The following is a 25,578-nucleotide window of genomic DNA, read 5'->3' on the forward strand; positions in this document are numbered from 1 at the left end:
CTACCCCCTGCTTCCGCTTCGAGTGACCCTGGTGAGAGCGTAGAGGATCATACCGTTTGATACGATGATCCTGATCACCTCGGACATATCGGTGTTGATGATACTGTTCATGACCGACGGCGTCATGGTGAGTATCCCCTGAAAGAGAAAGGTTCCGATCAATACATTGTAGATGGATGCCTTATGGACGCTGGCTCCACCGATGAGGATGGCGGCCACAGCCGGAAATGCCATATAGAAGGGGCCCATGTAGAGCTGAATGAATCCGAAGCTTTGCTGATAAACCAGGATGCCGACGCCTCCGAGCCAGGTGGACATCATGACGCTTATGGTTCGCATTTTATCCACGCTGATGCCGGCCGCCCGTGCATAATCGGGATTGGAACCGACGGCTGTCATCGCGGTACCGGTCTTTGTATGAAAAAAGGCCCAGACGAAAAGACATATTACGGCAAGGAAGAGGATCATGCCTGTGGGAAAAGAAAAGTCCTTTCCGATATGAACGGCAAGGAAGTCGTTGAGAACGTGAAGGTAGAATCCCTCAGTGCTGATGGTGGTTCGAAGGCCTTCTCCTCCGTAGCCCCACACCATGGTGGGACTTTTGAGCGGCAAAAGAAGCCACATTATGCACATAAATGCGACCGAGGAGAAGCCGACGTAGGTGGCGATAACCATTTCGTTCCCCTTAACGCGGTTGAGGAGTTTTCCATATCCAAAACCGAAAAGCAAGGCAAAGGGGGTTGTAATGGCTATAGCCGTCAGAAAAGCGGGAAACCCTGTTATCCCGAGCTCGATGGTGAGGACCGCACCGAGTAGGCCGCTGATAATTCCTAAAGGAAGGCCGAAGTTGAGGCCGCAGCCCGACTGTACCATGGGAACCATGGCGAGAACCATAACCCCGTTCATGCCGAAACGGATCAGCGTGTCGCTGATGGAGGTCGAAACCTTGACCTCTACAAAGGGAGCGGCAATAAAAAGGGTAAACAAAAAGATTGCAATAATGATGCGTGGCCATCCGACCCGCTCTATAAATGTTCGTATCGATTCCATAGTGCTATACCTCGGCTTGTGCGCGTCGACTGCGGCCGACCATCATCAGCCCAAACTCTGTCGATTTCTCGGTAGCCGGCTTGATTCCTCCGATCCGTCCTTCATCGACAATGGCAATACGATCGCAGAGGCTCCGAAGCTCTTCGAGCTCCGAAGATACCATGATAACGGTTATTCCGTTTTCCCTGTTGTAGCGGCGGATGGTATCGAGAACCAGTTTTTTTGCTCCGACATCGATGCCTCTGGTGGGTTCGGATACAAAAAGCAGCTTCGGTTTCACTGCAAAGGCCTTTGCAAGGCAGACTTTTTGTTGATTCCCGCCGGATAATTCCACCGCATGTTGCCATGGGCCTGTACAGCGAATCTGGAGTGAGTCTATGTATTCCTGGGCAAGCTCTTCGATTGCCTTGTCGTCGCGCCATTTTATGAGACCGCCCAGGATCGGTTTGATGAAGCGATCCTGGGTCTGCATTGCCGTAAAGGCAATATTCCAGTCCAGCGGCTCTTCGAGAAGTAAGCCTACTCCTCGTCTGTCTTCACTGACGAAGCTCATCCCCGCCATTAAAGCCGCATTGGGATCGTTGAGAAGGACCTGCTTCCCTTCGAATGTAACGATACCGCCGGCCTTGTAGAGGCCCATGATTCCGTTCGGAATACCGAGTTTCCCCTGACCTGCCAGGCCTCCTATTCCGAATATTTCACCGCTTCGTACCGAAAAGCTCACATCCCGGACCGTTTCTCCCGGCATGTCGACCCAGAGGTGCGCCACCTCCAGGACCGCTTCTTCCTTGAGTTCCGACTCCCTCGGCACCGGTGCATAACCTTCGAGACTTCTGCCTACCATTGCCTCGGCAATCTGTTCAACACTTGTTTCTGTTACATGTTTTTCTTCTACGATTTCTCCGTCCCGCAGAATCACGACTTTATCACAAAGGGCGATGATTTCATCCAGCCGGTGGCTGATGAAGATGACTGAAATCCCTCGCTTTGCAAGGTTGCGTACCGCCGAGATCAGAATTTCGGCCTCCGATTCGGTGAGGACAGCCGTAGGCTCGTCAAGTACCAGAAGTTTGATCTGTTTACGTGCGAGTTCTCTGGCGATTTCGGTAAATTGTTTGTGTCCGACAGGCATTTCGCTCACAGGCATATTTTCGTCGAGGTCTATTCCGAGAAGCCTAATAGCTTCCAGTGCCCGTTTTTGCATATCCTCTCTGTCCAGAGTTCTCATCCTGTCGTTGAAAATTTCAACAAGAAAGTTGTATCGAGTTGATTCTCGATTAAGCAGAATGTTTTCCGTTGCACTGAAGCCGGGAATGAGGCTGAACTCCTGGTGTACCATACCAATTCCCGCCTTGAGGGCGTCAAAAGGGCTCTGGAAGGAAACCTCTTCACCTTCAAGAAGTATTTTCCCACCGTAGCCACCGGTTTCACGGATGACACCCATTCCGAAGATAATCTTCATTAATGTGGTTTTTCCTGCCCCGTTTTCTCCGACCAGCCCGAGGATTTCTCCCCTTTCAAGATTGAAGCTGACATCGGTGAGCACTTGGTTACCGAAAAAGTCTTTCGTTATCGAGCGCAGCTCAAGAAGCGGCGTAGTGTTCATTGGATTGCTCCTATAGGAAGAAGCGATATCCCGCCGAAGCCGACGAGATATCGCATTGCATTGTTCCACATGCAAGAAAGAGAACTTACTTTACTGTAAAGTATTTTTCCGGAACCTTGATATCGGTCGTATGCATGTAACCCCTTCCCATGACGTAGGTGTCCTGGTAGATGAGAACATGGTTTTTGGCCCGAACCCCGGTGTTTGCGTCGGTGTAAAAGGAACCGTTCCACTGTGCATCGGGCGTATACTTATTATAAGCACTCATCAGATCGGGAAGACTGGTGAGCTTGGCGTTGCCTTCTATGACACGCTTTGCCAGTTCGCCGAGGCCTGCGGTCGTCGTATAGCCGTAGGAGTAAGCCCACGTTCCAAAGCGGCCGGTTCCTCCCTTCTCGACGATGGTCTGTTCAACCTTTTTGAGAATGGCGGGGAAATCACCCTGTTCGGCGGAAAGGTCGATTCCCAGGGCTCCGGGATAGCCCATCAGGGGGCTCGGGAGGTCTGCCTCGACGAAGGAGCCGCCGTATTCGATCAACTGCTTAAGCAAAGGTTCGGTATGGGCATCGTTTGTACAGAAAAAAGCGGTGTCCTCTCCGTATTTATCAACCCAGGCCGGAACTTTTTCAAGAATAAACTGCTGCGCACCCGCAACACCGACGTCGCTGGTCGGATCGGGAGCGGTCTCAAAGACGAATTTCAGACCGAGATCGTTACAGGCCACTTCCATGATGGCCCGGCGGCGTGCCAGGGTCTCATAGCTCATGTGGCGAGGAAAAGAAATGTGGACGAAGGTTTTCGCACCCATCTCCTTGGCAGTATGGATAATGAGGTATCCACGGGCGACAAAGTCGTTGTTTACCGCAAGGTCTGCAGCACTCTCGATAACAAGAGGATCTTCGTGGGCTTCACCTGCGATCAAAAGGATATCTGATCGTTTTTCCTTTACCCGGCGGAAAGCCTCGGTGGTTCCCGGGATGGCCTGGTTGACCACGATTGCTTTCATGAGTGGATCATCCGCCAATCCCACGATCTGGGTGATGGTGGTTTCCATTTCCTGCATGAAATTATCAGGATAGGTGATGTGCTGAATCATTCCTCCATCGGCGACGGCACCGTACTCCTCGATGAGCCGTTCGGCCCCACGCAGGTCGTCCTCTGACTGGGAAACCGTTCCCGTTACGACGCCGATATGAAATGCGGCGCCTTCGCTGCCTGTTGCGGCAGCCTGCTCCTGGTTCCCGCCGGCAAATAGCATACCGGTCGCCAGAAGTAAGCAGGCAAGGATAATAAGACTTTTCTTCATCCTCTCCTCTCTCCTTTTTCTATTCTTTGATATCTGCGTCGAACCGACGCACCTTCGTAAAACGAAGTAATACGCAGACTTAAGAACCATTTTACCACGGGAGTAGTGTCCGTCAAGAGAAAGGAGAATATTGTGTGGAGAGAGAAAAGAGAAAATCTCCCCCCGCTACCCTGAATCAACGATTCCGGGTAGCATTGGGAAACACAAGCAACACCCAAGGGTGGACCCAATGTATTCATACTACGATCTCTATCGTAACAGTAATAATCCAGTTCCATGCAGGATGGATATTGTCCAATATGCCAAGGAACACGGGATCAAGCCAACAGTCAGAGAGTTCAAAGCCACACCAACAACAAAAAGCCGGGACTGAAGGATGTAAGCAAGCGGCCAGTACACTCTCCGAATAAAATGCTTCCCTACTGGTCTTTCAAAATCCAGGATGTCTGCAAAACAGCGAAAAGAATAACAACCGTATCTCTGTTGTTTGGATCAAACAGAGATTGGCTGCCTTTGAGAAGATTCAGGTCGAATCGAGTATATGGATGATATTCCTGAGTTCTACGGGGCTTTGTACTACACCAATACCACGCTGTTTCTCCTGCGTCTGGGAGGGCATCTCAAGCGTTATGGCGTGGATCTCTCAAAGACGGTATTCCAAATTGACAATGGGACAGAGTTTACAACGCCCTGGAACTCGATAGAGAAATCAGCCTTTACCAACGCCATCGCGAAGGGGTTTCAATCTGTTCACAGAACGATTTCACCGGGAGCGAAAACGTGGCAAAGCGATGTTGAGACTTCCCATAGACTTATTGAAGATAAATTGTGTGCCTGTGAATAGTTCTCCACCCGTCTGGACTTTTTAAAGAAAGCTGATGCCTATCAACGGTGGTTCAATTATGGAAGAGACAATGCTTATAAGAAGGGATCGCCAGTAGAGATGTTTCGTTTCGTTGCTGAAGATATTGATCCTTCGGTTTTTTCTTTAAAACCAATGATTGTTGACAACCATCTACAGGAGTTACAAAAATAAGATCAGAAGTTTTGTCGCTTAATCTCGGGGGCATTCTCTCTTCAGATTCCAGGCGATAGCCATATTTCATTTCCCATATGGTAATGTTATACCATGAAGGTAAGGTTCTCGAGTATATAGCCGTGGTAAAAACGCCGTTATCCGACGGTCCCCATACAGATCCTGGCGAGTGGAACTACCGCATTGGGATCCTCGAAAATACTCGCTTCCGTATTAGTATAGTAGCAAATTACTTTCTTCACCAATCGCTGTAAAAGCTTGTCGCGAGCCGTCGGAATCCCCAACGATTTGACCTGTCTTTGTTCGTATGAAATATTCTTCTAATGGGCAGGTCGGGCTTTGTTTAAAAAAGACAACCAGTAAGGGGTTCCAGAGTCAATACAAAGGAAGGAACAAGGAGAGCGTTACTGTAATCTCCCCTTAGTTTCTCCCGAACTATTTAAATGATATCGTCATAGCCCATGACTGCAGATATGCGATGTGCAGTCTCCTGCAGTTTTGGGAACATCTGGTCGATTTCCTCGGCACTCATGTAGCTTTCAAGAGCTGATGCGCTTAGACCGGCGATGATACGCCTGTTTTTGTCGAAAATGGGGACGGCGGTGCAGTTGTCGCCGGAGATAAATTCGTTGCGGTCACGCCCCACCATCTCCTTTCTAACTTTTATCAACTCCTGTTTGAGTGCTTCGGGAGAGGTGATGGTATGCACTGTATATTGCTTGAGTCCCTTCTCCGTTATCAGCTGGTTAATTTCCTCCTCGGGAAGTGTACAGGTAAGGATTTTGCCCAATCCCGAGCAATGGAACGGTAATACCCTACCGGGGGTGAAGTATGTGCGGGGAAGGTTCTGGCTGTCGATCCGGTCGATGACCAAAACTTCGCCTTGGTAGTATACGGCTATGTTGATGTTTGCATTCGGATATTGGCTCCAAAGCATTTCCATGTATGGAAAGGCGATTTTCCTCAGTTCGATGGATCGAAGGGCATTGCGGGAAAGTTTAAGTGATTTGAGGGAAATGAAATAACAATTCGATCCTTCGTCTTTCTGCAGATATCCGGAATTCTGCAAAGATGCCAGGAGTCTGAACGCCATATTGTTGTTTAGATTGAGGGCTCCGGTGATTTCCTGAAACGAAACAGGATGGTTGCGTTCACTTATATAATCCAAAATTTCAAAACTGCGTTCAACAGCTTTGATTGTATATTTGTCAGCGTCAGATGACATCGTACAGCTCCCTTTCAATAATTTATAATACACTATAAAAAAAAGTTTGGATAGGAATAAGAAATATAAAAATTTTATATGGGTACCTCTAAAAACCGCCCGAAATAAGTTTTCGAGGTATAAATCGAATTCATAACAAAGTTACCCATATCAATAGCCGGGGTCACTACAGTTTTCCAAATACCATTTTCCCTCATGGCTATGCTTTTTGTTGCTATATGGAACGGTTCATATATATGCTCCCTCGAACTCAAAGCTTTGACTTTTTATTGTTTTTTCTTTTTGTGTTTCCGTAAGCGGATTATTCTTCTGCACTCTTCCTCTAATAGTTCTTTCAGGAATTTGCAGTACTGATCCTGTAGTTGCAGCACAAGGATCTTGAACAGCATAACGTAATCAAATGGATGCTGTCCCCTGGTCTTTTTGATTCTTTTCTGAAGTTTTTCAAGAATTGGCGAAAATATCCTATTCGACATATTAGCCAAGTTCTGAATCGGCTCTCCTTTATAGTTTCAAGATATGTTCTAAAAAATCAAAAATACTTATAAAAATTAAGAAATTATTTGACAAATTTTAAAAAACTGCTTTATAATCATTTTAAATTCAAATAGCTGATCTGTTTTTTCAAAATAACAGTATCTTGACTTGAAGTGAGGACAAATATGAAGATTGGATTTATTGGTTTGGGGATTATGGGCAAGCCTATGGTCAGGAATTTGTTGAAAGCGGGCTACGAAGTAACTGTATATGATATTGTGGCTGTAAATATGGACGATGCTGTACAGGCTGGCGCTTATCGGGGAACGAGTCCTGCAAACATTGCTGCAGGCAGCGACCTGGTCATCACCATGCTCCCAAACTCACCCCATGTGAAGAGTGTCGTTTTGGGTGAGAACGGCGTCTTGACTGGAGCGAAAAGCGGTCTTAAGTACGTCGATATGTCCTCGATCGCCCCGCTTGCAAGCAAGGAGATCGGAAAAGCATGTGCTGAGAAAGGGGTACGAATGCTGGATGCTCCCGTTTCCGGTGGAGAACCCAAAGCCGTGGATGGTACCCTGTCCATTATGGCAGGTGGTGAGCAGGCACTGTTTGACGAAGTGAAACCGGTGCTTGAATGTATGGGCGCTTCGGTTGTCCTGTGTGGCGACATCGGTGCGGGAAATACCACAAAACTGGCAAACCAGATGATCGTTGCCGGAAATATTGCCATCCTTGCTGAAGCCTTGACCCTTGCAAAGAAAGCCGGGGTGAATCCTCAGACAGTGTTTGAAGCCATTCAAGGAGGACTTGCCGGCTCGACGGTTATGCAGGCGAAGGCTCCTATGATGATTGCTTCAGATTTCAAACCTGGGTTCAAGATTGATCTACACATCAAGGACTTGAATAATGCCATTGCAACCGGACACGACATCGGTTCCCCGTTGTTCCTGACCACTTCTGTCCAGGAAATGTTTGAAATGCTCCATGCCGACGGATGCGGACAGGATGATCACAGCGGTTTGGCAAAGTATTATGCTAAGATTTCGGGCACGACCATAGGAGCATAATGTGAATTCGGAGTTTATCAAAGGGATCATCCCTCCCATCGTGACTCCTGTCACCGTAGACGAGCAGATTGATGAGCAGGCTTTGCGGAATCAAATTGATTTCATGATTGACGGAGGTATCGATGGAATTCTTGCCTTTGGCTCGAACGGTGAATTCTACATGTTCGGTCAGGAGGAGATGCGGTTTGTCTTGTCAGTCCTCATAGACCAGGTACGCGGGCGTATTCCCGTATATATGGGCATCGGGGCCATCCGGACCAGTACATGCATCAATCTTGCCAAAATGGGGTTGGACTTGGGAGTTGATGGGATATCGGTTTTGCAACCGATGTTCCTCAAACCGACGGAGGATGAGTTGGAGACTCACCTGTCTTCAATTGCGGAGAGTATTTCTGGTACACCCATGTTGCTGTACAACAATCCCGGACGTACCGGTTATGGAATGAGTCAGGATATGGTATGGCGTCTTGCCCATACCTACGAGAATATTGTCGGTATGAAAGACAGTAGCGGGGATATGACGCAGACCATTGAATTCATCAGAAGAAACCGGGATGTGGGATTCAGAGTGATGAGCGGAAAAGATACTCTGATCTATTCGGGAATGTGTGCAGGAGCTGTAGGTGCTGTGTGTTCAACTGCAAATTTTCTTCCCGATTTGGTCTGTTCCATCTACCGGAAATTTATTGCCGGAGATTGTCAGGGATCCTTGGAAGCACAATGGAGACTCAATCCAATTCGTTTGCAGATGGACAAGTCGAGTTTTCCGGTTGCTACAAAGGATTATGCCAATCTTTTGGGGCATGAAGTGGGAAGACCAGTGTTGCCCAGTAAATGTTCTCCTGAACCGATTATGGCCCAGTTGGGCAAATGTCTTAAAGACAACGGGTTTCTGCTGGCTGAGCACGGAACTTCTTCATAGGGTGCCGAATGGCTGAAGGAAGAACAGATGTATAGAAAATATAAAGACGTGGTCAGTGCCGTAATCATTTTCATGGCAGGCCTGATCTATTTCATACTTTCATTTTCCATACGGCAATATGGAGATGCCGCAGTCGATTCGAGTTTCCTTCCTCGGATTCTCGGTGGATTGCTGTTGTTGTTGAGCTCTGTCCAAATCGTTTCCGGTATTCGAAAAGCTAATGCTATCTCCGTTTCCGACAAGGATTCCATGGTCGGACATGTCGGATATCTTCCCGTGGTGCTGACCCTTCTGCTGATGTTTGCCTATGCTGCCGGAATGAAACCACTGGGATTCTTGTTATCCACGATTGCCTTTGTGTTTTTCCAGGCATTGGTTCTGATTCCGAAGAAGCAACGGAACTATATTGTGATATCCATCGTTTCCGTTGTGTTCTCGGTTGCCGTCTATTTGGTCTTTACCAGGGTTTTCTCGTTGGTGTTGCCTCATGGGATTCTTGGATAGGGGGAAAGAATAATGATTCTACAAAGCTTTCTGGCGGTGGTATCTCCCGTCTGTTTCCTTTGGATTCTTCTTGGGACGGTCGTAGGAATCATCTTCGGGGCCATTCCCGGACTGACTGCCACTATGGCCATCGTTATGTTTATTCCTGTGACCTACAGCCTTCCGCCTGTTGTCAGTATTGCCTTGTTGATGTCCCTTTATATCGGTGGAATCTCGGGTGGTTTGATTCCTGCGATCCTTTTGAACATCCCCGGTACCCCGGCTTCCATCGCAACCTGTTTCGATGGAAGACCTATGGCGGTCAATGGGGAAGGAGGTAAGGCGCTTGGATATGGGGTTGTGTTCAGTTTTTTCGGTACTGTATTGAGTGTCCTGGCATTGGTGTTGATATCTCCGTTACTTGCTGCATTAGCCATCAAATTTGGACCATTCGAATACTCTGCGGTGACAATTTTCTCCCTTTCTCTGATCATCACCTTGTCTGCGGAAAACTTGGTGAAAGGGCTTATCACCGGTATCATTGGACTGATCTTTGCAACGGTTGGGATGGCGCCCATCGATTCAGTAACACGGTATACGTTCGGTACGGTGAATCTCCGATCAGGATTTGACATCTTGACTGTATTGGTCGGCATCTATGCGATCCCTGAAATTCTTGCTGCAGCAGAAAACAGCAGGATGTTGAATAAGATTGATACCAGTGCGATCGGTAAGGTGAGTATCCGCGGATTCGGCTTTTCCTTCAAAGACTTTGTTGGGCAGATCTGGAATGCCACCCGCAGTGCACTTATCGGCATAGGATTAGGGATTCTGCCGGGAATCGGGAACGGAACATCCAATATTCTTGCATATTCGGTAGCGAAGAACCAGTCGAAGCATCCTGAAAAGTTCGGGACCGGTATTCCTGACGGTATTGTCGCTACAGAATCGGCGAACAATGCGACCATCGGAGGGACAATCATTCCGTTGCTGACGTTGGGCATTCCCGGTGATTCCACAGCAGCACTGTTGTTGGGTGCCTTCATTATCAACGGCATCACCCCTGGTCCCCTGATTTTCCAACAGAATGGGAATATCGTTTATGCGGTCTATTTTGCCATGATTCTTGCAAGCATCGCCATGTTGCTCTTTGAGTTGTTTGGAATCAACCTGTTTGTAAAGATCTTGCAGATCCCCAAACATCTGCTGTTCCCGATCGTATTTATCCTGTGCGCGATAGGTGCCTTCGGCTTGAACAACCGGCTTTTTGATGTCTATGTACTGATTTGTTTTGGCATCGTCGGATACTTTCTGAAAAAGTCAGATTATCCCTTGCCCCCGTTGATCCTTGGATTTGTGCTTGGCCCGATATTCGAATTGAATTTTAGAAGGGCTTTGTCGTACTCGCAGGGAAGTTTTCTGCCCTTCCTCACACAACCTATTGCACTGGCCTTCCTGGTACTGACCATTGTTTCTGTGGGGTTCGGGATTTCAAAGAGACGGAGACGGGGCGCCTTTTAATTGCAACTTACCGGAAAAACCGGTTGAAAGGAGATGAATATGAAGAAAAGATTGATGATCGTCGCGGTGTTTGTACTTTGTCTGACTTCGGTATGGGCAAACGGCCAGAAAGAAAAAGGGACAGATGACTGGCCTTCCAAACCGATCCAAATGATTGTTCCGTTCAGAGCTGGCGGCGACAGTGATTTTAATGCACGTGTGTATGCAAAATACCTGGAGGATGTGCTTGGACAATCCATTGTTGTGGTGAATGTCGATGGTGGCGGCGGATCGATCGGTGCAACCGAAGCCAAGAATGCCACGCCCGACGGGTACACAGTCTTCCTCGGCGATGTCGCCCTCGCGTTGAATGAAGCTTCGTCTCTGACCGATTTCGGATATGAGGCGTTTGAGTGCGCTGGTATCGTCGGCAAGAATTCCGGCGAATATCTGACGGTCCGTTCCGATTTTCCTGCTGATTCCGCTCCGGAATTGATCGCTTTGACGCAGGAAGAACCCAACAAGTACAAGTTGGCGGCGAATACCGGTGCGACTACATATTATGCAGCCTCAGTATTGAAAAAGCTCGGCGCCCAATTCAATATCGTTAATGCCGGCAGTTCCTCCGAACGGGTTGCATCCCTGAAGGGTGGCCATATCGATGCCATGTTCAACTCAATGGGAACTATCAAAGATTATGTCCAAAACGATGATTTCAAGATTTTGGGTTCCGCAGCTTCTGAACGTGCACAAGCCTATCCGGATTATCCTACCATGAAGGAGCAGGGGATTGACCTTGCCTATGATATCACCTACGTGATGTATTTTCCCAAGGGGACAGACCCGGAAATTGCGCAGAAGTTCCATGCTGCCTGCAAGATTGTCTCTGAAAACCCTGAGTACGCCGAAGAGATCTTCAAAGCATACGGACAGTTTCCTTATGTCGCCGACATCGACACTTCTCTAAAGCTTTTAAAGGAGGAACGCGACAAGTTTATGGCTTTCAAGGATGAATTCTCCACAGGAAAATAATGAACCTCTGATTTGACGGAAACCATTCCATAGGAGACCCTCTCCTATGGAATATTACTTTGCATGAGGAGTGTAGGAAGACATATGGAAACGAATAAGCAGTTGTTCGCCGAGCCGGAACATCTCCATTCGGTTGGATTCTCCCCGGTACGTCAGGTAATGGAAAAAATGCGGACACTGGAACGGCAGGGCCATCAAGTCATTCCGTTTCAGATTGGAGAACCTGATTTCGATACCCCACGATGTATTGTGGAAGCGACAAAACAAGCTTTGGATGCTAAGTTCACCCACTACGCCCCTAATCGGGGTTCGGTGGAGTTTCGGAAGGCAATCGGGCAATTGCTATTTCAAAAGGGACTGCAGTATGATCCGGAAACGGAGATTTTGGTTACCGTAGGTGGTGCGGAGGCTATTTTTGACGGAGTTTTCGCCTTTTTGGATAAAGGGGATGAAGTCATTGTCCCGACCCCGTCATTCATGAATTACCGCAATGATATTGCCATGGCAGGTGGCAGGTTTGTGGAATTGCCTCTACGTGCGGAAGACTCTTTTCAGATAAACATTACAGCCTTGAAACAAGCCATTACACCAAAGACGAAAATGCTCATCATCAATAATCCGAGCAATCCTACGGGAATCATCTTTACTCCTGATGTGCTTAAGCAAGTCGCCAAGATTGCGGTACGCTACAATCTGATCGTATTCTCGGATGAGATCTATGATGAGATCGTCTATGACGGGACTCCTTGTGTTTCCATTGCAACCTTTCCCGGAATGCGGGAGCGAACCATCGTCATGAATGGATTTTCGAAATCCTTTGCCATGACCGGATGGAGGGTCGGGTATCTCGCCGCACCTCCATCTGTCATCACTACCATGTTGAAGGTCCATCAGTATGTATCCACCTGCATTCCGACTTTCATCCAGGAAGGACTTGCAAGTTCTATGCTTTCAGCAGAATGCCAGGCCGACCGAAGAGCTATGGTTGCAGCATTCTCCAGGAAACGGAAATTGTTGCTTGAAGGATTATCGACAATTCCTCAATTGCGTTTTTCCGTACCTCATGGGGCGTTTTATGTTTTTGTAGATGTGTCGTCTTCAGGGGTGGACGGTAGCCAATTTGCCGACAGACTACTTGCCGAAAGGCATGTAGCAGTGGTTCCCGGCATCGGGTTTTCCCCCTCTGCCAGTCGGTTTGTCAGATTTTCCTTTGCAACTTCAGAGGAGAACATTAGGGAAGGGGTAGAACGTATCCGCAGGTTTGTCGGATCTCTTGCCAAATGAGGAACCATTAAAAGTTTGTATTCAACGGAACTATTCATGGTGGGGCGGACCAGGGGGTCCTGTTTGTCATGAACGCAATCGTCTGATTAGGCCATCCTAAAGGTCTTGTTTCGTATCAAAGTAATGAACATCGGCCCTCTTATAGTGGGGCCGATGTTCGTGTTCACACCCTCTTAGAACTCTTCGAAGTCATCATCGAGTTTATCTGGCCCTCCGGGGACGGGCTTGTCTCCCAATATTGCCGACATTGGAATACCTGTTACCGGTTTCGTCTCCTGCTTATCCTTCGCTTTTTCTTTTGCCTGGGAAGGCTGTGGTTTTGCCGGGACAATGCCTGTTTGCTCTTTTTTTCTGGCTGCAGGTTTCTTTATTTTCTTTGGTGCAGTGATGCTTTTGGGGGGAGAAGGCAAGGATTTCTTCTGCTCTATTCTTGTTCCCGACCGGTCCTCGGTAAGTGAGAAAAAGGAGATCGTGTCTGAAAGGTTTGCAGCTTGTCCGGCGAGCTCTTCGCTCATGGATGCCAATTCTTCGCTGAAACTTGCATTTTGCTGAATGACCTGATCAAGCTGGATAATTGCCTGGTTGATCTGGCTTGCGCCCGAATCCTGTTCTCCCGAAGCGGCACTGATTTCCTGAACAAGATCCGCTGTTTTTCTAATTTCCGGCACGATCTGCTCGAGGAGTTTTCCCGCATCTTCTGCTACAGAAACGCTGTTCTTCGTTAGGGTGATAATTTCCGATGCCGCGCTCTGGCTTCTTTCCGCCAGCTTGCGGACCTCGGCGGCAACCACGGCAAAGCCTTTGCCCTGTTCTCCCGCCCTTGCTGCCTCAATCGCTGCGTTGAGGGCAAGAAGGTTTGTCTGGCGGCTGATCTCGTTGATAACCTGGATCTTCTCGCTGATTTGCCGCATCGCCGCTACCGTTTCGAATACCGCTTTTCCACCTGTTTCCGCGTCCTCGGCAACTTTTTTTGCAATCCGTTCGGTCTGGGTTGAGTTATCGGCATTCTGTTTAATACTGGAACTCATCTCTTCCATTGATGAAGAGACCTGTTCGGCAGCTGATGCCTGCTCCGTTGCCCCCTGGCTCAGCTGCTGGGCCGCGCTACTGATTTCTTCACTCCCGGTCCGCACTCCCTCCGAAGCGGAGTTGACATCCTGAACAATATCCCTGAGTTTAGCCACCATTTCCCTCATGGCATCGGCAAGAGCACCAATTTCATCTTTGCTGTTATAAGATAGCCTCGCGCTAAGGTTTCCCTTTGCGATCTCCTTCGCAAATGCCACACCCTGGGTCATTGCTATGGTTATCGAGCGGGTGATGAGAATGGCGAGGATAACACCGAAGAGCAGGACGATAATAAGAAAGGTTAGGGTAAGCGAACGGGCCTGGAGTCGTGCATTGGTTCTGTCGGCCTCGAGATTATCCAATGCCTTTTGGATCAGATCCTGCCCTGATCGTGCAGACTCTACAAGGCTTTCTTCCAGCTTTCGTTGGGTTAATGACTCGTTTCTGAAATTTTGGGAAGCCTCCCGGTAATCGGCTAAAGCCTTTCTGATAACTGTAACGGCCGAGCCTATCTGCTCTTCGCCCGTGCTGATCTCTTCCCATCTGGTAAGATTTGCCTCGAATTCATCGATGACCGTATTGAATTGTTCCCACCTCTCGTCGCTCTTGTCTGTGTATGCGTAGGCCAGGGCGTGATAGCGTACCTGCCAGAATTTTGCAATAACGGAATTGGCGAGATAGGTTTCAATGCGTTGCCATTTCATGAGAGTGTCGAAGTCTCTGGATTGCATGGCTTCGGCGACCTTCGGGGCTATAACCGAGTTCTGTATCCTGTCGGTGGTATCGGTGAAAATATTGCCTACATCGACCCACACACCTACTGCCTGGTTTTCCCTGTCGATACTGGCAGTCATCTCATCAAACGCCTTTTTATAAGCCTCCCCGCCGGTGCCAACTTCACGCATGAGTGCTTTGTTTTCTTTATCCGCCAGTATGGCAGCGGTTTCCTCGGCGAGAGAGGTAATTCCCTGCATCTGTTTTTTCAGCAGATCAATATCCGAACTATTTTTTCTTAGGAGGTAGTTCTTTTCCGTTTTGCGTACTTCGAGAATCATTTCGTTGATCATATGCGCATTTGTAGCCGAATCCACGCTCCTACGGTAGCGTTCAAGCGAGAAGATCCCCACGCCCCCTACAAAGAGCGCTAATAAAATCATTATGGCAAAACTACCGCCGATCTTGGTTGCTATGCTAAGTTTCATGGCCACCTCCTATCCTTAACACTATAATAGTAGATAAGGGTATGGTTCTTTTCAATAAAAGACAATGAAAAAGTCTAATAGCTCTTATACTTTGCCTACTGCTGCTGTCTGAAATGTTCTTCCAAGGAATCGGCGCTCTTTACGCTCTTTCTGAGCCAGGTAAGCAGAATCTGGCTTTTTTCTTCTTCATTAAGCTTCCAGAGGGCTGGATCAAGCTCCCGGAGTTTCCAACTGAGATGGTGAAGCACAATGGCACAAGAGACACTGATATTGAAGCTCTCTACAAAGCCGCGCATGGGGATCTTCATGAATTCGTCGGCAAGGGCCATTGCCTCTTGGCTTACTCCTTCAAGCTCATTACCGAAAAGAAAGGCACTCTTTCCTGCCGATATGTCAAAATCTTCCAGATTGATATCTTGGGCGTGAGGACTTGTTGCCACAATCCGATATCCTTTTGCTTTTAGCTCATGAACGGCTTTAAGGGTATTCCCTGCTCCTTCTTCCCGATAGCGGTGGATGTCGAGCCAACCGCTTGTGCCGAGTGCCACCCCGCTGGAAATAGTAAACCGGTTTCGGTTTTCAATTACATGGACATCCTGAATTCCGAAGCCTTCACAACTGCGAAGGACCGCACTGGCGTTGTGCGGCTGATAGATGTCTTCAAGCACGACGGTGATATATCGAGTACGCTCTTCAAGAATCGAGATTATACGTTCCCATCGCCTGGTGGTGACGAACTGTTTGAGATATGCAATAAGGGCTTCGTCGCTTTTTGCTTCGCTCATGGCTGAACACGTTATCGTATCTTTCCCATATGATGCAAGACGGGAGGCGGTGGATTGACGCAGGGGCCTTTGAGAATTAGGCTTTTCCCATACCTGATTGGCAAAGGAGCGGGGCGGTGTATAAAGAAATCGGCCATGTAGCGGGGAAAGGACCGGATAAAAACGTGTCGAGGAATATCTCTCCTGCGGCTCGGAAGCGGAGGGACGGCTTTTATCTCTATCGATTGCGATCCTCACGTCGCCTCTTCTCCCGAATCTATTGTTCGTTCATTCTCTGGTTTTTGGGGCGGGCCCTTGCCTCTGCCTCCCTCCGTGATAGGGAAATTCAACAAGAATTGGAATTTCTTCCGGAGAATTTTGGCTTTGCACTTCAGGTCGCAGAGAAAGGACCGGCCATGGTTGTGGTTAAAAACAGGGACAAAACAGCCTCCTATCTCGGGGGAGCTGCTGCAATGAGAGGGCGGAAGCTTGCCTTGATCATGCGGGTGAAAACCCTTGCCTCTGCTGTTTTGCTTTTCACCTTTAGGGAGGGGACCGCAGTCAGTATGGCAAGGGATCGCTTTGCAACGGACGGACCGCTTCCCGAAACCTGTGCGATTGTGCGTGCCCTGAACCGTCTCGAGACGCTACTGCTTCCCGGCTGTCTGGCCAGGCGTGCGGTCAAGCGTTACCGGAAACCCTCCGGGCTCTTTTGGTTGAGGGTATCGATCTATCTGGGAACTTTTTTCGGAAGAGGGGGCAATCGGTGAAGGACTTTCGGAACCCGACAAAACTCAATGCAGGCCTAAAAGCCCTGGACACTCTTGCTGGAGAGCTGGCCTCCAGAAGCTCTTTTCGCCCCCTGTTCCTGCTTTCCCCCGAGCTTGGAGCCTCTTTTCGACGTCTTCTTCGCCGAGGGACGGAGCTCCGTGAGCTTCTGCTGGTATGCGTGCCTGAAGCGGTGGGGGATGCTGAACTGGTACAATTGAAGGATATGCTCCTGGAGAAGGAGTGCGACGGAGTAGTTGCCGTCGGCGGTTTCCCCGCACTCTCGGCCGCACGCCGTATTGCCCTTCAGGGAACGGATGCGCTTCCCGTTGTTGCGCTTCCTTGCGGAAGCTATTGCGGAAGTGGTGTTGGACATATGAGCGAGGAAGCCGTCGCCGATGTCGATGTGGCGATCCTTGATCCCCGTCTATTTCGGGATGGGTGCGGAAATAAATTCTCTGCGAAACAGAACCGATTGGCCGATACCTCTTCCTGTTCCTTACATGGACAGGTGTGGGCACATGTCGGAAACGATCTCTGGGCCGGTTCCCTGTCTGCCCATTCCTCTGTTATGAAGCGCTACCTGCAGGCCCTTTCCCTTGTTGTCTGGGAACTCTCCTCTTGTCCTATTGCTGCAAACGACTCCCCCTCTTCTATCCTCCCGGCTAAGCGGGTTCCTGCGTACTTCGAATTTACCGGCCGGGGCAGGGTCGTTTCGGGACACGGGGCACTTTCCCAACTGCCTGAGCTTCTTGCGGACGCAGGAGGGGCCCGACCCATGCTGCTTTCGGATCCGGGAGTGGCAGCCGCCGGTTTGACTGCACGGGTGGAGAGGCTTCTTTCCGGGGCCGGTATCCCTCCTGCTGTTGTCGATACCGCCATTCCGAGCGACTCCGACATAGAGACGGTACGCAGACTTGGCTACCGCTACCGTGAGAGTCATTGTGATTCCATCGTTGCGGTTGGCGGTGGCTCTGTTATTGATACAGCAAAGGGGGTGAATATCCTTGCCGGCTATGGTGGGGAACGTCTCTCCGATTTTGCCGGAGCGGGTAAGATAAACCGCCGCCTGCCTCCCCTTATTGCTTTGCCTAGTACCAGTGGGACCGGGAGTGAGGCAACCCTGGTTGCGGTTATTGCCGATCATAGCGAAGGGAAAAAGTTACTGTATACCAGCCCGTTTCTCCAGCCTGATATAGCCCTCCTTGATCCTGAACTGACCTCATCCTTACCGCCTTTTCTTACTGCGGCCACGGGGATGGATGCGTTGACCCACGCCGTAGAGGCGTGGTTTTGTCTGGGCCACAATCCTGTCAGCGATCGCCATGCCTTGACGGCAATCTCGCTTATAGGAAAACACCTTTTGCATGTGGTTGCCAATCCCGACGATGTTTCCGGCAGAACGGCATTGGCGCAGGCCAGTAATCTGGCTGGGCTTGCCTTTTCCAATTCCATGGTTGGTATGATCCACTCCCTGGGGCATTCGGTAGGGGCTGCATGCGGAGTACATCACGGAATGGCTATGGCCATACTCCTGCCCTTAGGAATCGAGTACAACCTCTCTCGTATCGGAGGTGATTTGGGTCCTGTCCTGGAAGCCCTGACCGGGACCTCTTCATCGCCGGCCGGGCCTGCCCTTATTGCCGAGGTCCGTCGCATGAACGAAGAGCTTCATCGCATAACGGAAGGCCGCCATCCCCGTTCCTTTTCAGAAATCCGAGACAGGGAGGGCACGCCTTTGGTAAGGGAGGAGGATCTTCCCCGCATAGCAATGCTCTCGCAGGGGGATGGATCTGTGCTCTACAACCCTGAGGAACTTGATTACGATGATGCTCTTCGGGTTCTTAAGGCCGCCTATGAGGGGGGTTCGTTGCACGCTTCATAAAAAAGGACGAAGATAGGGATATGAAGAAAACTTTTCCACGGCCGAAATTGTTTGTTTCCCGGTGCCTTGGTTTTGATGCTTGCCGTTACAACGGTTTGAAGATTATCGACAGAAGCGTCGAATTGTTGAAATCCCACGCCGATATCGTGACGGCTTGTCCCGAGCTTGCCATCGGGCTGGGAGTTCCTCGTAAACCGATTCGAGTTGTCGAGGAGGAGGGGCGCCGGATGCTCTATCAACCTGCAACGGAAAATGACTATGCCGCCGCCATGGAGGCATGGCTCGGAGACTATCTCGATGCTCTGGGTCCTGTGGATGGTTTTATCCTTAAGGCGAAGAGCCCGTCCTGCGGCCCCTGGGGTGTCAAACGCTTTACGAGCAGATATCAGCCTGGAACTTCGAAGATCGGCGCTGGGTTTTTCGGCGGTGAGGTTGTCCATCGTTTTCTCGGCTGTCCCATAGAAGAGGAAGGGCGACTGAGGAACTTCACCATTCGTGAACACTTTTTGACATTTCTCTTTACTCTTGCATCCTTTCGAGACTCTGTGCTTCGTCCCGGAGCCGGAGCGAAAGATCTTGTGCGTTTTCATACAACAAATAAATTGCTTTTTCTTGCATATAATCAGCGCATCATGCGGGAGATGGGAAAACTCGTGGCACGGGCGGGATCGGAAAGCTTTGAGTACTTGACCGAAGAATACCGAGTTTCCCTTGGTCGACTTTTTTCCAAACCTCCGAAACCGAATGCCATGATCAATGCCTTTGAACACGCGTTCGGCGGTCTTTCCGACAAACTTTCTCCGGCCGAGCGGTCATTTTTCATCGACACACTGGAAGAGTATCGTGACGAGCGAATACCGGTAAGCACGATCGTCCATCTTCTCGTTGGATGGGCTCTCCGGTTCGGCAACGACTATTTGTTGGAACAAAGTCTCATAGCGCCTTTTCCCTCAGATCTTGTAGAGATAACCGATAGTGGAAAAGGGAGGAACCGATAATACTGCATCTGACATCACCAATATTCGGAACACTCCCCTTCCTTTTCCCTGTATGCCAGTGTACAATGGCCCAATAACGAAAAACCATCAGCCGTTTCCCGGAAGGAAGGAGCCATGGGCGATTGTATCCCTCGTAAAGCAAAAAGCCTAAAAGAGCAGTGCATCAATTACCTTGAAGAACGTATCATCTCAGGCGACTTCCCAAGTGGCCATCGCCTTCCTTCCGAGCGGGCGCTCGCCGGTATGCTCCGGGTCAGCAGGCCCGTTGTTCATGAAAGTGTGGTGGAGCTTTCCAACCGGGGATTCATCACGATTCTTCCGAGACGGGGCTGCATCGTGAATGATTTTCGAACCACTGGCTCCTCAGAGCTTCTCTCTTCCCTTTTTCGGTACGCAAGCGGTTCTCTGCGGCCCGATATCCTCAGTGGCATGGCGGAGATGCGTCTTCTTTTTGAGACCGAAATGGCTCGTCTCGCGGCTCTGCGGCGAAGTAACGAAGGCATAGTCAGACTTAAGGCCGCCCTCAGGCAGGAAGTTAAGGTTGCCGAATCGGTTGATTGGAGGGGAAAAGTCATCGCTGAAGCAGATTATGCTTTTCACCACGCCATAGCCCTTGCCGGGGAAAATATCGTGTATCAAATGCTGATGAACAGTTTCAGAACCCTTTATCTCAATGTTCTTTCCCGCTTTTATGGCAAGCGTTTTGATCTTCGTCCGATCCTCGACAAACATCGGGCTCTATTGGCAAACATTGTCGAAGGAAAAGGGGAAGATGCCGCCTGGGAAATGAAGGGATTATTGACGATGAATAAGGCAGTATAGGCGCCTTGATAGGTGGCCGTCGGGAAACCGGTATGGATACCAGGAGAATCATTGAGCATCGGCTGTACAGGGTGAAGAAAATCGTATATTCCGGCATCGCCATGATCCTGGCTATTGCCTTGAACATCCTGCTTATCCGCCTCAATCTGCTTTTTGATTCCCCTCTCTATCTCAATACCATAGGGTCCTTTTCAGTCATTTTGTTATATGGATTGGTCCCCGCTCTTTTTACGGCTTTTTTCACCCATCTTATCGGAGCCCTCTTTTTTTCATGGCAGGTAGCTTTCTTTCCCTTCCTTTTTTCTCATCTTGTGGTACTTGTCCTTTTTTATATGCTGCTTCGGCGGAACAATTTTGTCACAATTGTCGATGTTGTCATTGCCGTGGCGATCATTGCCTTCGCAAATACCTTGACCTCTTCTACCATAGCAGCGCTACTGTATCATGGCATAAGCGGTCACTCCAGCGACTATTTGATAATAGGTTTCATGTCCGCCGGGGTAAGCCCTTTCTGGGCAGGTTTCTGGGGGCGGTTTCCGATCAATCTTGTTGATAAAGGGCTTACCCTTTTTCTTGTTTACGGTTTGAAACGGATGATTGAATCAGGACGGGGCCGGGAAAAAAAGGATATTCTGCCATAGAAGATCTATTGCTCAAGTTGTTCAATCTCGCTGGCACAGGTTGTTCGATTTCTTCCGTTCCGTTTTGAGTAATAGAGAGCAACATCCGCTCTATGGATGCAGGCTTCGATGTTTTTATCCACGGATGGACGATAGTGGGCCACCCCTGCAGAGATTGTTACTTGTTCGCTACATGCCATAAGCTCCTCGTGGCAGGTCCCCACCTTTTTTCTCAGCCTTTCGGCAATGTCGTAGGCTGTCGTTTCGGGAACCTCTTCCAGAAAAACAAGAAACTCTTCGCCCCCGTAGCGTACCCCCATATCCTGCTGGCGGAGATTGTCTCGTATGATTCTGCTCACGCTTTTGATTACCTCGTCTCCTGCCGTATGGCCGTAGGTGTCGTTAACCTTCTTAAAATGATCGATATCCAACATTATGATGGAGAATGAATAGAAATCACCCTTTTCCATGAGTTTATCAGAGACGACGGTGGTGAAGTAATGCCTGAATCTAAGGTGGGTCATCATATCGGTGGTAGACATTTCAAAAAGGATCGCATTGTAAAGGGCGGAAGAGGCTAACCTTGAAATGTCCAGGAGGTAACGTTCCTCTTTTGGGGTATAAAGCCCTCCCTGGATGCGTTCTCCAAGCAAAATGATACCGGTAAGGTGGCCTCTTGCGATGAGGGGGATCAAAAGAGTCGGGGAGAGAAGGCCGATTATCTGTAATGCTGGTGCAGAAGGGCAGAGGCTCCTGCTCTCTTCCAGGGTATAACAGCGCGGTTCGTGAAGAAATTGAAAGCTAAGAGGATCATCGATGCTAATCTGATAATCCCTGTTATGGTCGAGGAGGAAACCCTCCTGATTTCTTGTCAATCGTAAACTTTTCGAGTCAAGATCGTTTCTTGCAAAAAGAGCGGCCTGTGTGACCCTCATTTGGCCCATGCAGATATAAAGAATCGAATCAAGAAGGCTTGAGAGATCAAGCTGGCTGCTGAGGCTTTTACTAATTTCCAAAAGCTGTCGGATATCAAAGAGTTCTTTTTCTAGTTCTTCATTGCTTTTCGGCTGATTCTGTGCTTCGGTCATCTATATTCCATTGCCGTAATTGTAATCCGGAAAGGGGTGCTTCTTCAAGAAAAAATGTGATATCGTTTTTGATGATGGAAATGAATCGGAATATACGGCAACATTTTTTTGATACCGGCTTGATGTGGCTTACACGTCCTCGGCTTGAATCGGAACAGCTTCGAAAACTAACACCCGAGTTTATGCTGAGCCTCGATTACTTTTTGGAAAACCGGGAGGAGTTTCTTGCTCTTGAGCGACTCTATGGGAATGCCGTTCGAAACGGTGTACTTGCTTCCTTCGGTATTGCTTCTGTTGATAAGGATATAGGCCTTGGCCTTTTTGCTGCAGAACCCCTGAAACGTGAAGATTTTGTTGGCGAGTATACTGGTATCGTTCGGGAGGCTAGAGAGATTGATGCCGACGAAATTGATGCGGCTGGCCATTATCCCGATGACTGGGCATGGGATTACCCCGTTGATATTCCGGGCCTTCCTCCCCTGGAGATTGATGCTGCGACGGAGGGAAATCCCCTTCGCTATGTAAATCATTCTCTGTTTCCCAATCTTCGTCCCGACCATTTCCTCCTTGACGGCGTCTGGGTGATTATTTTTGTTGCCGACAGAGATATCGAAAGAGGAGAAGAGCTGACTATCGATTATGGAGATGCCTATTGGAGTGACGGTTTCCGGGAACTTGTGCTACGGGAAGGCGAACTTGAAAAACTTGGCCTCCGTGATCACATCGACCATATGGAATCGTGATCGTGGGGCCTGGTGCCACCCCACCCATGACTGTCACCGGTGCACAGGTGGCTCGCCTATGCATCCGGCGGCAGGATTTGCTTGAGGAAGGCTTGGGTTCTCTCTTCGACGGGGTTTGAAAAGATTTTTTCCGGAGTGCCCTCTTCGAGGATGGTTCCTTCATCCATAAACACGACCCGATGGGCCGCCTCTTTTGCAAACCACATCTCGTGGGTGACGACTACCATGGTCATTCCTTCCTTCCCTAACTCTTCCATAACGCCGAGTACCTCGCCGACAAGTTCAGGATCAAGGGCGCTGGTCGGTTCATCGAATAACATCACCTTGGGCTGCATGGCCAAGGCCCTGGCAATTGCCACCCGCTGTTTCTGCCCCCCCGAGAGCATGGCAGGGTAGGTCTCCGGCTTATCTTCAAGACCGACCTTTTCCAAAAGATGCAATCCCAGTTCCCGAGCCTCTTTTTTCGGCATGCCTTTTACATGGACCGGTCCCTCGATCACGTTTTGTAAGACCGACATATGGGGAAAGAGGTTGAAATGCTGAAACACCATTCCCATATCCTGCCGTACCCTGTTGAGTACCTTGTTTATCGGCTTTATATGTTCTCCGTCGAGGTAAATTTTACCTTGCTGTGCGATCTCAAGAAAATTCATACAGCGGAGCAGCGTGCTTTTTCCGGAGCCACTGGCCCCGATGATGACGACAACCTCACCTTCAGCCACATCGAGGCTGAGGCCCTTCAACACATGCAGCTCTCCGTACCATTTTCCTATCGCTTCGACACGGATGAGTGGTTCTTTAAATCTGGTCACGGTCGCTAACCCTCAATCGTTTTTCCAAGCGGTGAACACCGATGGTGAGTACGCTTGTCATAATCAAATACCAAATGGCGACAATGATCAGCATTTCCATGTACATGAATGTGGAACTGCCGAGTTGCCGCCCCTTAAGAAGCAGCTCAGGAACCGCAATGGTGCTGGCCAGGGAACTGTCCTTTAGAGCGATGATAAACTGGTTGCCCAGCGACGGAACGGCCCGTTTAAAGGCTTGAGGAAGGATGATCCTTCGCATCGCCTTTCGCCTGGGCATTCCAAGACTTCTTGCCGCTTCCATTTGGCCATAGTGGATCGACTGAATGGAGCCCCGAAAGATTTCGGCTATATAGGCACCGTTATGAACACCGAGGGCAATGATAGCCGACGGGAAAGGGGGGATGGTCACCACCGTGGTGAGGCCGTAGTAGATGATGAAAAGCTGAAGCAGCAGTGGTGTTCCCCGAATAAGAAAGATGTAGGCCGAGGATACACCATGGGCCACCTTGTTTCTCGATATTGTCCCAAGCGCGGCTATCAGCCCGAGAACCAGGCCTGTGAGAATACCAAGAGTCGTAATTTCCAACGTGAGGAGGGCGGCATCCCGGAAAAGTAAAAACTTTGCCGGGATGACCGAAAAATCCCAAGGGAAGATATGTTCCACGATCGTTTCCGCTTATTCTACGGTGATATCTTCGCCGTTAAACCATTTTCCACTAATACGTTTCAATGTTCCGTCGGAACGCATCTCTGCGAGAATCGTATTTACCGTTTCGCGTAGCTCGTCATCATCGGCTTGGAAGGCAATACCCATTTTTTCGGTTCGGAGAACAGAGCCGACCAGGGTCAGCTTATCTCCTCCCTTGAGTTTACCGATGGCGTTTAGTCCGACGATACGATCGGTGAGGACTCCGTCTACACGGCCGTTGAGCAGTTCCATAAGGGTCTGATTGTCGTCTTCGTACAACTTAACCTTTACACCGAGGGCATTGGCATCTCCCTCAAAGGTTGTTCCCGTCACAAGGCCGATGGTGTTGTCGGCACTTAGTTCGGATGGGCCGTCGATACCACTGTCTTTTCTTACGATCAGCTGCGGGCCCGAATAGTAATAGGGATCGGAGAAGTCTACAACCTTTTCCCGCTCTTCGGTTATGCCCATGCTGCCGAGAATCCCGTCATAGCGGCCTGCCCGCAGTCCCTCAATGATACCATCCCAGGCTGTTGTTTTGTATTCTAGGGTTTTTCCCATCCTCTTTGCAATTTCTGCTGCAACGTCGACGTCGAATCCCTCTACATCACCATTTTCAGTGATGAAATTGAAGGGAGGATACCCTCCCGATCCTGCAAAGCTTATCGTGTTGTCCGATGATTCCTGTTTTCCCCCGGCAAAAAGGGTGGCTGCCGGAAGCAGCAATGCAATCATAAGCAGCACACTAGTAATTCGTTTCATGTTACCTCCTGATATTTATAGTACTTATATTTAGTATACTATGAATATAATAACCACATTTTATGTGATCATCAAGATGTGAAACGTAGTTTCGTCTTAATTTATTGTTTATAAATGATATATGAATCGATATGGAGTTATTTGTTTTGATATTTTTATTATAGCAGTAATTATATCGCTTGAGGTTATGATGAATTTATTTACTATTTATTTGATCAGTAAACCATGAGTCATCTCTGTACTGTGGATAGAAAAACGCTTTCGATGAAACTTGAAAAAGATCACCGAAAGCGCGAGGAGGAAGTGAAGAGCCAGCAGGCTATGTTGCTCCGGATGCTGAGCAAGCTACATGACTCTCTTCTTTGAT

The 25,578-nt window shown here is 49.1% G+C and carries 23 protein-coding genes; 13 read left to right on the forward strand and 10 right to left on the reverse strand.

What is annotated here, in order from left to right:
• From SPIRS_RS02555 to SPIRS_RS02565, 3 genes are all read right to left on the reverse strand, one after another.
• Entirely contained in the window at positions 1 to 1,050 is a 1,050-nt protein-coding gene (locus tag SPIRS_RS02555) for an ABC transporter permease subunit (protein WP_013253115.1), read from the reverse strand.
• 4 nt (positions 1,051 to 1,054) lie between these two features.
• Positions 1,055 to 2,656 (reverse strand): sugar ABC transporter ATP-binding protein, encoded by a 1,602-nt coding sequence (locus tag SPIRS_RS02560; protein ID WP_013253116.1) that lies wholly within the window; start codon positions 2,654 to 2,656, stop codon positions 1,055 to 1,057.
• A gap of 85 nt (positions 2,657 to 2,741) precedes the next feature.
• Positions 2,742 to 3,962 (reverse strand): DUF3798 domain-containing protein, encoded by a 1,221-nt coding sequence (locus SPIRS_RS02565; protein ID WP_013253117.1) that lies wholly within the window; start codon positions 3,960 to 3,962, stop codon positions 2,742 to 2,744.
• A 541-nt stretch (positions 3,963 to 4,503) separates the two neighbouring features.
• Between SPIRS_RS02565 and SPIRS_RS02570 the strand changes: the two genes are divergently transcribed.
• A complete protein-coding gene (locus tag SPIRS_RS02570; protein WP_041865958.1) occupies positions 4,504 to 4,806 on the forward strand; it encodes a hypothetical protein in 303 nt (100 codons plus the stop codon).
• A 631-nt stretch (positions 4,807 to 5,437) separates the two neighbouring features.
• On the opposite strand, the gene SPIRS_RS02575 is transcribed toward SPIRS_RS02570, so the two are convergent.
• Positions 5,438 to 6,223: an IclR family transcriptional regulator gene (locus SPIRS_RS02575; protein ID WP_013253118.1), complete on the reverse strand. Its 786-nt coding sequence runs from the start codon at positions 6,221 to 6,223 to the stop codon at positions 5,438 to 5,440.
• 662 nt (positions 6,224 to 6,885) lie between these two features.
• Here SPIRS_RS02575 and garR point away from each other — a divergent pair.
• The 6 genes from garR to SPIRS_RS02610 all read left to right on the forward strand — a co-directional run bounded on the left by garR (position 6,886) and on the right by SPIRS_RS02610 (position 12,991).
• Complete coding sequence (gene garR, locus SPIRS_RS02585; RefSeq protein WP_013253119.1) at positions 6,886 to 7,770, forward strand: 2-hydroxy-3-oxopropionate reductase; 885 nt, start codon at positions 6,886 to 6,888, stop codon at positions 7,768 to 7,770.
• Between the two features lies 1 nt (position 7,771).
• Positions 7,772 to 8,692: a dihydrodipicolinate synthase family protein gene (locus tag SPIRS_RS02590; protein ID WP_013253120.1), complete on the forward strand. Its 921-nt coding sequence runs from the start codon at positions 7,772 to 7,774 to the stop codon at positions 8,690 to 8,692.
• A 27-nt stretch (positions 8,693 to 8,719) separates the two neighbouring features.
• Positions 8,720 to 9,196, forward strand: a complete 477-nt coding sequence (locus tag SPIRS_RS02595; RefSeq protein WP_013253121.1) for a tripartite tricarboxylate transporter TctB family protein — start codon at positions 8,720 to 8,722, stop codon at positions 9,194 to 9,196.
• Positions 9,197 to 9,208: 12 nt separating this feature from the next.
• A complete protein-coding gene (locus SPIRS_RS02600) occupies positions 9,209 to 10,696 on the forward strand; it encodes a tripartite tricarboxylate transporter permease (protein ID WP_013253122.1) in 1,488 nt (495 codons plus the stop codon).
• Positions 10,697 to 10,735: 39 nt separating this feature from the next.
• On the forward strand, positions 10,736 to 11,707 hold the full coding sequence (locus tag SPIRS_RS02605; RefSeq protein ID WP_013253123.1) for a tripartite tricarboxylate transporter substrate binding protein: 972 nt from the start codon (positions 10,736 to 10,738) through the stop codon (positions 11,705 to 11,707).
• A gap of 84 nt (positions 11,708 to 11,791) precedes the next feature.
• The gene (locus tag SPIRS_RS02610) at positions 11,792 to 12,991 is read left to right on the forward strand and encodes a pyridoxal phosphate-dependent aminotransferase (protein WP_013253124.1); all 1,200 of its coding nucleotides are present in this window, start codon (positions 11,792 to 11,794) and stop codon (positions 12,989 to 12,991) included.
• A gap of 173 nt (positions 12,992 to 13,164) precedes the next feature.
• Here the strand turns inward: SPIRS_RS02610 and SPIRS_RS02615 are convergent, their stop codons facing one another.
• Positions 13,165 to 15,261: a methyl-accepting chemotaxis protein gene (locus SPIRS_RS02615; protein ID WP_013253125.1), complete on the reverse strand. Its 2,097-nt coding sequence runs from the start codon at positions 15,259 to 15,261 to the stop codon at positions 13,165 to 13,167.
• Positions 15,262 to 15,356: 95 nt separating this feature from the next.
• A complete protein-coding gene (locus tag SPIRS_RS02620; RefSeq protein ID WP_013253126.1) occupies positions 15,357 to 16,046 on the reverse strand; it encodes a TrmH family RNA methyltransferase in 690 nt (229 codons plus the stop codon).
• Positions 16,047 to 16,162: 116 nt separating this feature from the next.
• On the opposite strand from SPIRS_RS02620, the gene SPIRS_RS02625 reads away from it, so the two are divergent.
• The 5 genes from SPIRS_RS02625 (at position 16,163) to SPIRS_RS02645 (ending at position 21,139) form a co-directional block, all read left to right on the forward strand.
• Positions 16,163 to 16,795 (forward strand): hypothetical protein, encoded by a 633-nt coding sequence (locus tag SPIRS_RS02625; protein WP_013253127.1) that lies wholly within the window; start codon positions 16,163 to 16,165, stop codon positions 16,793 to 16,795.
• Positions 16,792 to 18,678, forward strand: a complete 1,887-nt coding sequence (locus SPIRS_RS02630) for an iron-containing alcohol dehydrogenase (RefSeq protein WP_013253128.1) — start codon at positions 16,792 to 16,794, stop codon at positions 18,676 to 18,678. Before SPIRS_RS02625 ends, SPIRS_RS02630 begins: the two co-directional genes overlap by 4 nt.
• A gap of 20 nt (positions 18,679 to 18,698) precedes the next feature.
• Complete coding sequence (locus SPIRS_RS02635) at positions 18,699 to 19,676, forward strand: YbgA family protein (protein ID WP_013253129.1); 978 nt, start codon at positions 18,699 to 18,701, stop codon at positions 19,674 to 19,676.
• Between the two features lie 114 nt (positions 19,677 to 19,790).
• Positions 19,791 to 20,498 carry a FadR/GntR family transcriptional regulator gene (locus tag SPIRS_RS02640; RefSeq protein ID WP_013253130.1) on the forward strand — a complete coding sequence of 236 codons (708 nt, stop codon included), beginning with the start codon at positions 19,791 to 19,793 and terminating at the stop codon, positions 20,496 to 20,498.
• A gap of 32 nt (positions 20,499 to 20,530) precedes the next feature.
• Positions 20,531 to 21,139, forward strand: a complete 609-nt coding sequence (locus tag SPIRS_RS02645) for a hypothetical protein (protein WP_013253131.1) — start codon at positions 20,531 to 20,533, stop codon at positions 21,137 to 21,139.
• A gap of 5 nt (positions 21,140 to 21,144) precedes the next feature.
• On the opposite strand, the gene SPIRS_RS02650 is transcribed toward SPIRS_RS02645, so the two are convergent.
• Entirely contained in the window at positions 21,145 to 22,206 is a 1,062-nt protein-coding gene (locus SPIRS_RS02650; protein WP_013253132.1) for a sensor domain-containing diguanylate cyclase, read from the reverse strand.
• 80 nt (positions 22,207 to 22,286) lie between these two features.
• Between SPIRS_RS02650 and SPIRS_RS02655 the strand changes: the two genes are divergently transcribed.
• Positions 22,287 to 22,949 carry an SET domain-containing protein gene (locus tag SPIRS_RS02655; RefSeq protein ID WP_245537678.1) on the forward strand — a complete coding sequence of 221 codons (663 nt, stop codon included), beginning with the start codon at positions 22,287 to 22,289 and terminating at the stop codon, positions 22,947 to 22,949.
• Between the two features lie 56 nt (positions 22,950 to 23,005).
• Here SPIRS_RS02655 and SPIRS_RS02660 read toward each other — a convergent pair whose 3' ends face one another.
• From SPIRS_RS02660 to SPIRS_RS02670, 3 genes are read right to left on the reverse strand one after another with little or no spacing between them, the layout of a single operon-like run.
• Positions 23,006 to 23,761, reverse strand: coding sequence for an amino acid ABC transporter ATP-binding protein (locus tag SPIRS_RS02660; protein WP_013253134.1), 756 nt, complete (start codon positions 23,759 to 23,761; stop codon positions 23,006 to 23,008).
• The gene (locus tag SPIRS_RS02665; RefSeq protein WP_013253135.1) at positions 23,748 to 24,425 is read right to left on the reverse strand and encodes an amino acid ABC transporter permease; all 678 of its coding nucleotides are present in this window, start codon (positions 24,423 to 24,425) and stop codon (positions 23,748 to 23,750) included. The genes SPIRS_RS02660 and SPIRS_RS02665 overlap by 14 nt, the downstream gene beginning before the upstream one ends.
• 12 nt (positions 24,426 to 24,437) lie before the next feature.
• Entirely contained in the window at positions 24,438 to 25,211 is a 774-nt protein-coding gene (locus tag SPIRS_RS02670) for an ABC transporter substrate-binding protein (RefSeq protein ID WP_013253136.1), read from the reverse strand.
• Between the last annotated feature and the right edge of the window lie 367 nt (positions 25,212 to 25,578).

This window comes from Sediminispirochaeta smaragdinae DSM 11293, from assembly GCF_000143985.1.
GTDB lineage: Bacteria > Spirochaetota > Spirochaetia > DSM-16054 > Sediminispirochaetaceae > Sediminispirochaeta > Sediminispirochaeta smaragdinae.